General features: G+C 73.7%; 12 protein-coding genes. 4 read left to right on the top strand and 8 right to left on the bottom strand.

Annotation, left to right across the window (positions count from 1 at the left end; genetic code table 11):
- The first annotated feature begins 76 nt into the window (after positions 1–76).
- A complete protein-coding gene (locus QFZ71_RS19430) occupies positions 77–715 on the top strand; it encodes a PH domain-containing protein (RefSeq protein ID WP_307669452.1) in 639 nt (212 codons plus the stop codon).
- A 191-nt stretch (positions 716–906) separates the two neighbouring features.
- On the opposite strand, the gene QFZ71_RS19435 is transcribed toward QFZ71_RS19430, so the two are convergent.
- The 3 genes from QFZ71_RS19435 to QFZ71_RS19445 all read right to left on the bottom strand — a co-directional run bounded on the left by QFZ71_RS19435 (position 907) and on the right by QFZ71_RS19445 (position 4,661).
- Positions 907–2,547, bottom strand: coding sequence for a phospho-sugar mutase (locus QFZ71_RS19435; RefSeq protein ID WP_307669453.1), 1,641 nt, complete (start codon positions 2,545–2,547; stop codon positions 907–909).
- Between the two features lie 469 nt (positions 2,548–3,016).
- Positions 3,017–3,841, bottom strand: a complete 825-nt coding sequence (locus QFZ71_RS19440; RefSeq protein WP_307669454.1) for a purine-nucleoside phosphorylase — start codon at positions 3,839–3,841, stop codon at positions 3,017–3,019.
- A 382-nt stretch (positions 3,842–4,223) separates the two neighbouring features.
- Positions 4,224–4,661 carry a gamma-glutamylcyclotransferase gene (locus QFZ71_RS19445; protein ID WP_006127099.1) on the bottom strand — a complete coding sequence of 146 codons (438 nt, stop codon included), beginning with the start codon at positions 4,659–4,661 and terminating at the stop codon, positions 4,224–4,226.
- 484 nt (positions 4,662–5,145) lie between these two features.
- Between QFZ71_RS19445 and QFZ71_RS19450 the strand changes: the two genes are divergently transcribed.
- Together QFZ71_RS19450 and QFZ71_RS19455 are read left to right on the top strand one after the other, a co-directional pair.
- Positions 5,146–6,585 (top strand): NAD(P)H-quinone dehydrogenase, encoded by a 1,440-nt coding sequence (locus tag QFZ71_RS19450; protein ID WP_007458836.1) that lies wholly within the window; start codon positions 5,146–5,148, stop codon positions 6,583–6,585.
- 186 nt (positions 6,586–6,771) lie between these two features.
- Positions 6,772–7,743, top strand: a complete 972-nt coding sequence (locus QFZ71_RS19455) for a DeoR/GlpR family DNA-binding transcription regulator (protein ID WP_307669455.1) — start codon at positions 6,772–6,774, stop codon at positions 7,741–7,743.
- A gap of 191 nt (positions 7,744–7,934) precedes the next feature.
- Here QFZ71_RS19455 and QFZ71_RS19460 read toward each other — a convergent pair whose 3' ends face one another.
- A complete protein-coding gene (locus tag QFZ71_RS19460; RefSeq protein ID WP_373465130.1) occupies positions 7,935–8,531 on the bottom strand; it encodes a TetR/AcrR family transcriptional regulator in 597 nt (198 codons plus the stop codon).
- A 262-nt stretch (positions 8,532–8,793) separates the two neighbouring features.
- On the bottom strand, positions 8,794–10,548 hold the full coding sequence (locus tag QFZ71_RS19465; protein ID WP_307669456.1) for a biotin carboxylase N-terminal domain-containing protein: 1,755 nt from the start codon (positions 10,546–10,548) through the stop codon (positions 8,794–8,796).
- Between the two features lie 353 nt (positions 10,549–10,901).
- Here QFZ71_RS19465 and QFZ71_RS19470 point away from each other — a divergent pair, with 353 nt between their 5' ends.
- On the top strand, positions 10,902–11,339 hold the full coding sequence (locus tag QFZ71_RS19470) for a hypothetical protein (RefSeq protein WP_307669457.1): 438 nt from the start codon (positions 10,902–10,904) through the stop codon (positions 11,337–11,339).
- Between the two features lie 173 nt (positions 11,340–11,512).
- Here the strand turns inward: QFZ71_RS19470 and QFZ71_RS19475 are convergent, their stop codons facing one another.
- The 3 genes from QFZ71_RS19475 to QFZ71_RS19485 form a co-directional block, all read right to left on the bottom strand.
- Positions 11,513–12,124 carry a nucleoside triphosphate pyrophosphatase gene (locus QFZ71_RS19475; protein WP_307669458.1) on the bottom strand — a complete coding sequence of 204 codons (612 nt, stop codon included), beginning with the start codon at positions 12,122–12,124 and terminating at the stop codon, positions 11,513–11,515.
- A gap of 42 nt (positions 12,125–12,166) precedes the next feature.
- Positions 12,167–12,295 carry a morphogenic membrane protein MmpB gene (gene mmpB, locus QFZ71_RS19480; RefSeq protein ID WP_010058523.1) on the bottom strand — a complete coding sequence of 43 codons (129 nt, stop codon included), beginning with the start codon at positions 12,293–12,295 and terminating at the stop codon, positions 12,167–12,169.
- A 93-nt stretch (positions 12,296–12,388) separates the two neighbouring features.
- The gene (locus QFZ71_RS19485) at positions 12,389–12,595 is read right to left on the bottom strand and encodes an acyl-CoA carboxylase epsilon subunit (RefSeq protein ID WP_307669459.1); all 207 of its coding nucleotides are present in this window, start codon (positions 12,593–12,595) and stop codon (positions 12,389–12,391) included.
- Position 12,596: the final 1 nt, after the last annotated feature.

The raw sequence follows: 12,596 nt of genomic DNA on the forward strand, positions 1-12,596 counted from the left end.
GCGACCTGGTGCGACCCGCGGCCGGGCGGCACGGCCGCTCCGCCGACCTCCGTGCCCGTCAGGCAGAATCGGCCCCATGACGAGCCCCACACCTCCCGCAGAGCCGCCCTACGCCGACCGGACCTACCGGTCCGTCGCCGCGCTGGTCTGCGGGGTGCTGCTGCTCCTGCTGATCGCCTGGATGGCCGGCGACGCCATGATCCGGGGCGAGGGCCGCGTGCCGTGGCTGGCGGCGGGGGCCCTGCTGCTCGTGGTGCCGCTGGTCGTGGCCTTCACCCTGCGGCCCGCGGTCTTCGTGAACGACGAGCGCATCCGCGTCCGCAACCCGTTCCGGACGATCCTGCTCCCCTGGACCGAGGTCGCCGACGTGCGCGCCTCGTACTCCTCCGAGCTGCTCGCCCAGGACGGCGCGAAGTACCAGCTCTGGGCGGTCCCCGTCTCGCTGCGCGCCCGCAAGCGCGCGGCGCGCAGCGCGGCCCGCGCGGCGCACGACGACCCCTACGGCCGTACGTCGGTCAGCGCCGACGTCCGCGACTCCGCCGCCCGCACCGCCTCCGCCGACCAGACCGTCCGCGATCTGCGGGACCTGGCCGAGGGCGCGGGCGGGACGACGCCGGAGGGCGCGGCCGAGGTCTCGGTGCGCTGGGCGTACGAGGTGATGGCCCCGGCCGTGGCCGGCGCGGTCGTGCTCGCGGTGGTCTGGGCGGTGGGCTGACCAGCCCCGGCGGACCTGCGGACGGCCGAACGCCGCCCGCGTGCCCCCTGATGGCCGAACGCTGCCCGGCGTGACCACGGACGGCCGCGGGCTGCCGGGCGTGACCGCCGACGGCGCTGGAGGAGGAGGGGCCGGCCCGGTGGAAGCTTCCACCGGGCCGGCGCCTCCTCCTCGCTTCTCCCGCGCGGTCCTCAGATCCCGGCGGCCGCCGCCAGGTCCCGCTTGATCGCGGCGAGCAGTTCCGCTCCCCGGACCCGCGCCGCGGGCAGCCCGGCCGCGTCCGCCACCGGGACGACGACCTCCAGGTAGCACTTCAGCTTCGGCTCGGTGCCGCTCGGGCGGACGATCACCCGCGCGCCCTCCAGGTGGTAGCGCAGCCCGTCGGTGGGCGGCAGCCGGTCCGTGCCCCGCGTCAGGTCCTCGGCCGAGGTGACCGCCAGGCCCGCGAGGGCGGTCGGCGGCTGCTCGCGGAGGCGGGCCATGGCGTCCGCGATGACCGTCAGGTCCTCCACCCGCACCGAGAGCTGGTCGGTGGCGTGCAGGCCGTGGGCGAGCGCCAGGTCGTCCAGCAGGTCCAGGAGCGTACGGCTCCGCTCCTTGAGCACGGAGGCCAGCTCGGCGACGAGGAGGGCGGCGGTGATGCCGTCCTTGTCCCGGACGCCCTCGGGGTCGACGCAGTAGCCGAGCGCCTCCTCGTACCCGTACCGCAGGCCGTCCACCCGCGCGATCCACTTGAAGCCGGTCAGCGTCTCCTCGTACCCGAGGCCCGCCTTCTCCGCGATCCGGCCGAGCAGCGAGGAGGACACGATCGACTCCGCGAACACGCCGGAGACGCCCCGCTCCACCAGGTGCGCCGCGAGCAGCGCGCCCACCTCGTCGCCGCGCAGCATCCGCCAGCCGCCCTCCACCGAGGTGTCGGGCACGGCGACGGCGCAGCGGTCCGCGTCCGGGTCGTTGGCGATGATCAGGTCCGGCGCGGCCCGGCGCGCGGTGGCGAAGGCGAGATCCATCGCGCCGGGCTCCTCCGGATTGGGGAAGGCCACGGTGGGGAACGAGGGGTCCGGCTCGGCCTGCTCGGCGACGAGCACCGGCGCGGGGAAGCCGGCCCGCTCGAACGCGGCGGTCAGCACCGAGGTGCCGACGCCGTGCATCGCCGTGTGGACGATGCGTGCGGTCCGGGGGCTGCCGGCGGCCAGGACCGCGTCCGTACGGGCCAGGTAGGCGTCCAGGACGTCCTCGCCCAGCGTCTCCCAGCCGTCCTCCGGACGGACCACGCCGTCCAGCGGGCCGACCGCTGCGATGGCGGCCGCGATCTCGCCGTCGGCGGGGGGCACGATCTGCGAGCCGTCGCCGAGGTAGACCTTGTAGCCGTTGTCGCGCGGCGGGTTGTGGCTGGCGGTGACCTCGACCCCGGCGACCGCACCCAGATGCCGTATGGCGTACGCCAGGACGGGGGTGGGGAGCGGGCGCGGCAGGACGGCGGCGCGCAGCCCCGCACCGGTCATCACGGCGGCGGTGTCGCGCGCGAAGTCGGCGGACTTGTAGCGGGCGTCGTAGCCCACCACGACGAGCCCGCCCTCCTGCCCCTGCGCCTTCAGGTAGGCGGCGAGACCGGCCGCCGCCCGGATCACCACGGACCGGTTCATCCGCATCGGCCCGGCCCCGAGCTCGCCGCGCAGCCCGGCGGTGCCGAACTGGAGCGTGCCCGCGAAACGGGCGGCCAGCTCCTGGGTGTCGCCGGCCTCGATCAGCGCGGCCAGCTCGTCGCGCGTCTCGGGGTCGGGGTCCTCGGCCAGCCAGGTTCTGGCCTGCGCGATGAGGTCGTGCTGCACGGGGGCCGCCTTTCAGGGGGGTGCGGAAGTCTTCGGTGTGCGGGGCGGTGGTACGTGATGCGGGTGGTGGACGCGGGTGGACGCTGCGCGGGCTGTTCCCCTGCGCGCCCTTCCCCGAAACCAGGGCTCCGCCCCGGGCCCCGCTCCTCGACCGGGGGACGGGCCGGGAGCGCCCTTTGCCGGAAGGGATCGCTCAACGCCTGACGGGCTGGGACGGCCCGATCCCGGAAGGCTGGGGCGTAGCGGGCCGCCGGACCGGGCGGGGCCTCCACCCCGGTCCGGGGCGGAGGCGGAGCTCGGTCCGGGCCGGAGAAGGGGCCCGGACCGAGCCGGAGAAGGGGCCCGGTCCACCGCCTACTGCCCGGGGGAAAGGGCCCGGCCCACCGCGTACCGCCCGGGGTCTTTCGTGTGGATCAGGCTGGATCAGGGGCCGGACCCCGCGAGCCCGGCGTGATCCACACGAGAGTCCCTAGATGCGCTCCAGCACCCTCGCCAGCAGTGCGCCCATCCGGGTCGCCGAGTCGCGGCCCGCCTGGAGCACCTCCTCGTGGTTGAGGGGTTCTCCGGAGAGGCCCGCCGCCAGGTTGGTGACCAGGGAGAGGCCCAGCACCTCGGCGCCCGCCTCGCGGGCCGCGATGGCCTCCAGGACTGTGGACATGCCCACCAGGTCGCCGCCCATGACCCGGACCATGTTGATCTCGGCCGGGGTCTCGTAGTGCGGGCCGGGGAACTGGACGTACACGCCCTCCTCGAGCGTGTCGTCGATCTCCTTGCACAGCGCGCGCAGCCGCGGGGAGTACAGATCGGTCAGGTCGACGAAGTTGGCGCCGATGATGGGGGAGGCGGCCGTCAGGTTGATGTGGTCGCTGATCAGGACCGGCTGCCCCGGCCGCATGCCCTCGCGCAGGCCGCCGCAGCCGTTCGTCAGGACGACGGTCCTGCAGCCCGCGGCCACCGCCGTACGGACCCCGTGGGCGACGGCGGCGACGCCCCGGCCCTCGTAGAAGTGCGTGCGGCCGAGGAAGACCAGCACGCGCTTCTCGCCGATCCTGTACGAGCGGACCGTGCCGCCGTGGCCCTCGACGGCGGGCGCCGGGAAGCCGGGCAGCTCGGTCACGGGGAACTCGGCCTCCGGGACGCCGAGCGCTTCGCCCGCGGGGGCCCAGCCGGAGCCCATGACCAGGGCGACGTCATGGGTCTCGGCGCCGGTCAGCTCGCGCAGACGGGCGGCGGCCCCGGCGGCGGCGGCCTTCGGGTCGCCCTGGATGTTGTCCGGAATAACAGATGCGTTCACGCGGATGAGGGTAACCGCTGAATCCCTACGCGCGTAGATGCCCCGGCGCAAAGACGCGCGGGAGGTCTTTGTGCTTTCGCACGACCAGGGCGTCGGCCGGGCCCCGGCCGACGCGCGGGAGGGTTCCCGTCCGCCCTGGTCAGGGGCCGGTGCGGACGGGAACCGGAGGCAGAGAGAGTCTGGACCGTGGCCCGCTCGGCGCCCGCCGGGGTACCGCCCCGGCCGGGTGCCGGGCCGACGGGGACCCGGCGCCGACCGGCAGTGGCTCAGCAGTCGGCGGGACCGGCGCAGGCCCACAGCGGCTCGACAGGGGCCGGTGACCGGCAGGGGCTCGGCAGCGACCGCACGCACGGCACTTGGCCCAGCCGGGTCCGGCAGCGGTTCAGCAGGGGCGCTTGCGCAGTTCCATCACGTAGTCGTGGGGCGCGCCGGCGGATTCCGCGGCGTCCGCGATCTCGCCCAGGTAGCGCGCCGAGGGCAGCCCGCCCTCGTACCCGTTCAGCACATAGATCCAGGCCGGTTCCTCGCCGTCCAGGGTGTGCACCCGGATGCGCATGCGGCGGTAGATGTCGAGGCCGACGCCCTCCCACCGGTCCATGGAGTCCTCGTCCATCGGCGCCAGGTCGTACAGCGCGACGAAGACCTGGGAGCGCGGCGCCTCCACCACGGTGGCCAGCGCCCCCTCCCAGCCCATCTGCTCCCCGCCGAAGGTCAGCCGCCAGCCGTTGAGCCAGCCGGTGCTGCGCATCGGGGAATGCGGGGCGCGGCGGGTCATCAGCCGCGCGTCGAGGTTGCCGGCGTACGCGGCGTAGAGCGACATGGGACCGAGGGTACGGGAGGCGGGAGCGGGAGAGGCGGTTCCTGTGACGAAGGCCCCGGTCGGGGGAGTACGGGGACGGCGCGTGACGCCGGGGACGGGCCCCGCTTCCGTGCGCTCCCGCCGTCCGGACCACGTCCGCGCGCCGTCCGGACCACGTCCGCGCGCCGTCCGGACCACGTCCGCGCGCCGTCCGGACCACGTCCGCGCGCCGCCCGGACAGCCTTCTCCGCCGCCCGTGCCTCCGCGTCTCGGGCCACCCGGTCTCGCGCGCGTCCGCGCGCCGATCGTTTGTTCCCGCGCGCCCCGGCCGCCCCGATCCCCCGTGGTGGGCGCGTCCTTTCCCGTATGGAGGGCCCCGGGGCGAAGCACCTTGGCGCGTGCGGGACAATGGAGTACGTACTGCAGACCCCCGGGGCGATCCCCCGGACCCCCGGCCGGGGCGGCAGGGCGGCCGCGGGGCAACCCAACGCGAGGCGGACTTTTCGTGACCCGGATCGTGATCATCGGCGGCGGCCCCGGCGGCTACGAGGCAGCCCTGGTGGGCGCCCAGCTCGGTGCGGAGGTGACCGTCGTCGACTGCGACGGTCTCGGCGGAGCTTCGGTCCTCACCGACTGCGTGCCGTCGAAGACCCTGATCGCGACGGCCGAGGTGATGACCACCTTCGACTCCTCGTACGAGGAGCTGGGCATCATCGTCGCCGACGACACCCCGCACGTGGAGCAGGCCGCCCGTGTCGTGGGCGTGGACCTCGGCAAGGTCAACCGCCGGGTCAAGCGCCTCGCGCTCGCCCAGTCCCACGACATCACCGCCTCCGTCACCAGGGCCGGCGCCCGCGTGATGCGGGGCCGGGGCCGGCTCGACGGTCTCCAGGCCGCCGACGGCTCCCGCCAGGTCGTCGTCACCGCCGCCGACGGCACCGAGGAGCGGCTGACCGCCGACGCCGTGCTGATAGCGACCGGCGGCCACCCCCGGGAGATCCCGGACGCGCAGCCCGACGGCGAGCGCATCCTCAACTGGACCCAGGTCTACGACCTCGACGAGCTGCCCGAGGAGCTCATCGTCGTCGGATCCGGTGTCACCGGCGCCGAGTTCGCCGGGGCCTACCAGGCGCTCGGCTCCCGCGTCACCCTCGTCTCCTCCCGCGACCGGGTGCTGCCCGGTGAGGACCCGGACGCCGCCGCCGTCCTGGAGGACGTCTTCCGGCGGCGCGGGATGAACGTCATGGCCCGCTCCCGCGCCCAGTCCGCCAAGCGCGTCGGCGACCGGGTCGAGGTCACCCTCGCGGACGGCCGGGTCATCACCGGCTCGCACTGCCTGATGGCCGTCGGCGCGATCCCGAACACGGCGGGGATGGGCCTGGAGGAGGCGGGCGTACGGCTCAAGGACTCCGGGCACGTCCTCACCGACCGGGTCTCGCGCACGAGCGCCCCCGGCGTCTACGCGGCCGGCGACGTCACCGGGATCTTCGCGCTGGCCTCGGTGGCCGCGATGCAGGGCCGGATCGCGATGTACCACTTCCTCGGCGACGCGGTGGCCCCGCTGAACCTGAAGGCGGTCTCCGCCAACGTCTTCACCGACCCGGAGATCGCCACCGTCGGCTACAGCCAGGCCGAGGTCGACGCGGGCAAGATCGAGGCGCGGGTCGTCAAGCTGCCGCTGCTGCGCAACCCGCGCGCCAAGATGCAGGGCATCCGCGACGGCTTCGTCAAGATCTTCTGCCGCCCCGGTACGGGGATCGTGGTCGGCGGCTGCGTCGTCGCGCCGCGCGCCAGCGAGCTGATCCACCCCATCTCGATCGCGGTCGACAACAACCTGACGGTGGAACAGATCGCAAACGCATTCACCGTGTACCCGTCCCTGTCCGGATCGATCGCCGAAGTGGCCCGGCAGCTGCACACCCGCAAGCTCACCGGCGAGGGCTGAGGGGCCGGGAAACCGGACAATCCCCGGCAACCCCCGGCAGCCCGGACGGCGCTGAGAGCCGTCCGCGATCACCCCTGACCGACCAAGGGGCCTCCTATACCACTTGGAGGCCCCTTTGAAGTACAACTTCTGTTATTCGGCGCAAACTGCTGAAAACCCACCGGCGGGCAGGTTACTGTCAGTTCCGTGTTCGCTGCAGAACGTCGTCAATTGATCCTCGAAATGGTGCGTGCCAACGGGGCGGTATCGCTCCGTGAGCTCGCCCGCGTCGTCCAGACCTCCGAAGTGACCGTACGGCGGGACGTGCGGGCACTGGAGGCAGAAGGACTCCTCGACCGCCGGCACGGCGGTGCGGTCTTGCCGGGCGGTCTCACGCGGGAGTCCGGCATTCCGCAGAAATCCCATCTCTCCACCGCGGAGAAGACCGCGATCGCCGACCTGGCCGCCGGTCTCGTCGGCGAGGGCGAGGCCATCGTGGTCGGTGCCGGCACGACCACGCAGGAGCTGGCCCGCCGGCTCGCGCGCGTCCCCGGTCTGACCGTCGTCACCAACTCGCTGCTGGTGGCCCAGGCGCTGGCCCATGCCAACCGGGTCGAAGTCGTCATGACCGGCGGCACCCTGCGCGGGAGCAACTACGCGCTGGTGGGCAGCGGGGCGGAGCAGTCCCTCCAGGGGCTGCGGGTCTCCCGCGCGTTCATCTCCGGGAGCGGTCTCACGGCGGAGCGTGGCCTGTCCACCTCCAACATGCTCTCGGCCAGCGTCGACCGGGCTCTCGTCCAGGCCGCCTCGGAGGTGGTCGTCCTGGCGGACCACACGAAGCTCGGTTCGGACACCATGTTCCAGACGGTGCCCACCGAGCTGATCACCCGTCTGGTCACGGACGAGCCGCCGCTCCACGACGAGCGGGCCGCCGCCGAGCTCCAGGCCCTGGCCGATCAGGGTGTGGAGATCACGGTGGCCGGTCCGGACACGGACGCGTCCGGCGGGGACGGCCCTCCCGGAGAGCGCCGCCCGCGCCGCGACATGCCGTTGCCGGGACAGCGGCGTACGACGCCGCGGAACGGGGGGCTGGGGCCGCAGCTGCGGAGCGCCACGTCCCTGTCCGACCAGCCCTCGTCGGGCGAGCGCGCCCGCGTGGCGGATCTCCGCCGGCGGTAGCCCATTCCGGCGGACCGGTCCGGGGGGCACCGCCCCCCCCCCGGACCGCCGTCCCTCACCCGAGGGCGGAGCACTTCCCTCCACCCGAGGGCGCTTCCCTTCGGTCGAGGGAAGTGGAGGGAAGGGGTGCACTCGCCGCTGAGAGGGGCGCGCTCCTCGGCTCGGCTGCCTCAGGCCGCCGTCTCCAGCCCCTACTTCAGCCCGCGCAGCGTCAGCCGGAGCAGCCGTTCCGTCAACTCCGGGTCGTCGGGCGACTGTTCGGCCGCCAGTGCGATCGCGTTGGTGAGCTGGAGAAGGTCGTCGATCGAGACGTCGTCCCGTACGGACCCGCTCTCCTGGGCCCGGCGCAGCAGGCCCGCACCCGCCTCCCGCAGCGGCTGGTGGCACTGCGTGAGCGGCGAGGTCGCGTCACGGGAGGCGGACATCAGGGCGTGGGCCAGACCGCGGTACTCGCCCGCATGCGTGACGATGGCGCCCAGCCAGTCCACCAGCGCCCGGCACGGCGCCTCCGCCGCCGCCAGCTCACGGGAACGGGTCAGCAGGGAGCACAGGGCGTCCTGGAAGACCGCGTTCATCAGGGCGTCCCGGTTGGGGAAATGCCGGTACAGGGTGCCGATCCCCACGCCCGCCCGCCGGGCGATGTCCTCCAGCGACGCGTCCGTACCGTGCTCGGCGAACGACCTGCGCGCCTCGCCCACCAGCCGGTCGTGGTTCCGCCGTGCGTCCGCCCGCATCGGCCGGGCCGGCGGCTGCGGCGTGCTCGTCTCCCTCGGGATCGCCCCTGTCATGGCTCCTACCCCTCCCTCGGCCCTCGGACCGCCTCGGACACCGGCGGCCTTTCGGACCCGTCGTCGGTTTCCAGGATGCCACTGCGGGGAACGGCCGGTGCCACGGTCGCGCCAGGCGCGGTGCCACGGTCACGGCGGGCGCGGCACGTCGGTCGCGCGAGGGCCGAGGCCCCGGCGGCGTGAGGTCCGGGGTCACGATGGCGACAGGGCCCGGCCCGCGTCGTGAGGACGTGGACCGGGCCCTGCCGGGGCGTGCGGGAGGTCAGTCCTTGATCTCGCAGATCAGGGCGCCGGAGGAGACGGAGGCGCCGACCTCGGCGGAGAGGCCCTTGATGGTGCCGGAACGGTGAGCGTTGAGCGGCTGCTCCATCTTCATGGCCTCCAGGACGACGACGAGGTCGCCCTCCTTGACCTCCTGGCCCTCCTCCACCGCGATCTTGACGATGGTGCCCTGCATGGGCGAGGCGAGGGAGTCGCCCGAGGCGGCCGAGCCGGCCTTCTTCGCGGCGCGGCGCTTCGGCTTGGCACCGGCGGCGAGGCCGGTACGGGCCAGGCTCATGCCGAGCGAGGACGGCAGCGAGACCTCCAGGCGCTTGCCGCCGACCTCGACGACCACGGTCTCGCGCCCGGCCTCGTCCTCCGCGTCCGCGTCGGCGGGTGCGGCGAAGGGCTTGATGTCGTTGACGAACTCGGTCTCGATCCACCGGGTGTGCACGGTGAAGGGGTCCGCGGTGAAGGCGGGGTCGGTGACGACCGCGCGGTGGAACGGGATGGCGGTGGCCATGCCCTCGACCTGGAACTCCTCCAGCGCGCGGGCGGCGCGCTGGAGCGCCTGCTCGCGGGTGGCCCCGGTGATGATCAGCTTGGCGAGCAGCGAGTCCCACGCCGGGCCGATGACCGAACCCGACTCGACGCCCGCGTCCAGCCGGACGCCGGGGCCGGACGGCGGGGCGAAGAGGGTGACCGTGCCGGGCGCGGGCAGGAAGCCGCGGCCCGGGTCCTCGCCGTTGATCCGGAACTCGAACGAGTGTCCGCGCACCGCCGGGTCGCCGTATCCCAGCTCCTCGCCGTCCGCGATGCGGAACATCTCGCGTACGAGGTCGATGCCCGTGACCTCTTCGGTGACGGGGTGCTCGACCTGGAGGCGGGTGTTGACCTCCAGGAAGGAGATCGTGCCGTCGAGGCCGACCAGGAACTCGACCGTCCCGGCGCCGACGTAGCCGGCCTCCTTGAGGATCGCCTTCGAGGCGGCGTACAGCTCGTCGTTCTGCGCCTGGCTCAGGAAGGGGGCCGGAGCCTCCTCCACCAGCTTCTGGTGGCGGCGCTGGAGCGAACAGTCACGGGTGGAGACGACGACCACGTTGCCGTGGGAGTCGGCCAGGCACTGGGTCTCCACGTGGCGGGGCTTGTCGAGGTAGCGCTCGACGAAGCACTCGCCCCGGCCGAACGCGGCGACCGCCTCGCGGACCGCGGAGTCGTACAGCTCGGGGATCTCCTCCAGGGTGCGGGCCACCTTCAGGCCGCGCCCGCCACCGCCGAAGGCGGCCTTGATCGCGATCGGCAGGCCGTGCTGCTCGGCGAAGGCGACGACCTCGTCGGAGCCGGAGACCGGGTCCGGGGTGCCCGCCACCAGCGGCGCGCCCGCGCGCTGGGCGATGTGCCGGGCGGCGACCTTGTCGCCGAGGTCGCGGATCGCCTGCGGCGGAGGGCCGATCCAGGTCAGCCCGGCGTCCAGGACGGCCTGGGCGAACTCCGCGTTCTCCGACAGGAACCCGTAACCGGGGTGGATCGCGTCCGCCCCCGAGTCCGCGGCGGCCCGCAGCACCTTGGCCATGTCCAGGTAGCTGGCGGCCGGGGTGTCACCGCCCAGCGCGAACGCCTCGTCAGCGGCCCGGACATGCAGCGCGTCCCGGTCCGGCTCGGCGTAGACCGCGACACTCGCGATCCCCGCGTCCCGGCACGCCCGAGCAACGCGGACAGCGATTTCGCCACGGTTGGCGATGAGCACCTTGCGCACGATGACTCCCTCCTCGAAACAAGCTGAGTTTAGGGACTACCGACACGGCCGTACGACCTGTCCCCAAGAGTGAGCTTGCTCACACGGAGTGTGATCCGAGGCTTGCCCCAGTAGTGAAATCCCTTGTGGCACCACGGTACGCCGGGATCCTCAACCGCACAGTAACCACCCGGTGTGGTCCAGGTCTCTGTCCTGAAGGTCAACGCGGCACGGCGATTCTTTGTGGACATCCTACGAACGGCCGATGGATTCTTTGCCCGGCGTGCGGGCGGGCCCGACCCTTGTCCGAAGGAATACCCGTGAGTAGGGTCCGCGCTACGCACGTACCAGAGGTAACAGGGGGTGGGACGCCGATGCGCAGAGCGGTGGCGATCGTGACCGCGCTCGTGCTGTTCGGGGAGGCGGTGGGCGTCGTGCTCATCAACGCCGTCCTGGCCACGGTCGTGGAGAACCAGAACATGTCGCTCGCGGGCATGGACCCGGCCGCCATGTCCACCGGCACCCGGGTGATGGGCGGCGTCTTCGGGCTGCTGCTGGTCCTGTGCGGACTGATCGCCCTGCTGGCGGGGGTCCGCGACCGCTCGCCCGGACGCTTCCGGCGGATCGTCCTGATCGGCTGCGCGGTCGCGCACGGCGTCCTCGGCGCGGTCACCGTCGGCCTGGTCGGCTGGGGCGCCTTCGCGTTCATGATGCTGGTGCTGGCCCTGCTGGTCTTCACCCTGCTGGCGTACGGGCCCGAGACCCCGGCCGGCGACGGCCCGAGCGAGGAGCCGGTCCTGGCCGCGGCCTGAGCCCCTGCCGGGACGGGGGCCGGGCCGCCCGGTGCCGCGGGCCCCGCGGAAGGCGCAGGACCCGTTCGGCTCCGGAGGCGGCCCGGGCACCTGCGGGCTCACGGACCCGCAGGCCCGTGGGCTCGCGGCCCGGCAGACCCGCGGGCTCGCGGACCCGTGCCGCAAGGCGGCTCTCAGACCCACAACTCGGTGACGGAGACGTCCAGTTCGCCCAGCAGGCGGCGCAGCAGCGGCAGGGAGAGCCCGATGACGTTGCCGTGGTCGCCCTCGATGGCGTCGACGAACGGCGCCGAACGGCCGTCCAGGGTGAACGCCCCTGCCACATGGAGCGGTTCGCCCGAGGCCACATAGGCGGCGACCTCCGCGTCGGTCGGCTCCCCGAAGCGTACGACCGTGGACGCCGTCGCCGACGCCGTACGGCCCGAGGCGGTGTCGATCACGCTGTGCCCGGTCTGAAGGACGCCCGACCGGCCGCGCATCGACTTCCAGCGGGCGGTGGCCTCCTCGGCGTCGGCCGGCTTGCCCAGCGCCTCGCCGTCCAGTTCCAGCACCGAGTCGCAGCCGATCACCAGGGCGCCCGCCGCCTCGGGGCGCTCCGCGACCGCCGCCGCCTTGGCCCGCGCCAGGACGAGGGCCAGCTCGGCGGGGGTCGGCGCGCTGAGGGCGTCCTCGTCCACCCCGCTGACGATCACCTCGGGCGCGAAACCGGCCTGGCGCAGCAGACCGAGGCGGGCGGGGGAGGCGGAGGCGAGCACGAGACGGCGCTGATCAGTCATACGCGCCATCGTAGAAGGGCCACGGGAGTGGAAGGCCACGGGCCCGACGGGTCAGTGGATGCCGAGCACGAACATCGCCACCAGCATCGCCAGCGCCAGCAGGACGCCGGCTCTGCGCATCATGGCCTGGGCGTCGCGCAGTTCCTTCGGCGGCTTGTTCTCGGGGTCGGACCACAGCATGCTTCCGATCCTGCGGCCCCGCCCCGTCCCTCCGCCTGAGTACGGGTACTCAAAGCCGCCCCCGGCGGACCGGGGGAGGCTTTCGGAAACCTTCTAGGACGGCCAGTACGTCCGCGCCCATGCGCGGGGGCCCGGACGCGGGCTTCCGGAGCGGGCGACGCGGCCCGGATCGGACCACTGCTCGGGCGGCAGCGGCGCCCCGGACGGCTCGGCGGCCACCGCCGCGGCACGCGCCCGGACCACCGCCAGGGCGGCGGCCAGCTCCTCCGGGGTGGGGTTGCCCCGTACGACCTTGATCATG

The organism is Streptomyces sp. V2I9 (genome assembly GCF_030817475.1).
In the GTDB taxonomy this organism is placed as follows: domain Bacteria; phylum Actinomycetota; class Actinomycetes; order Streptomycetales; family Streptomycetaceae; genus Streptomyces.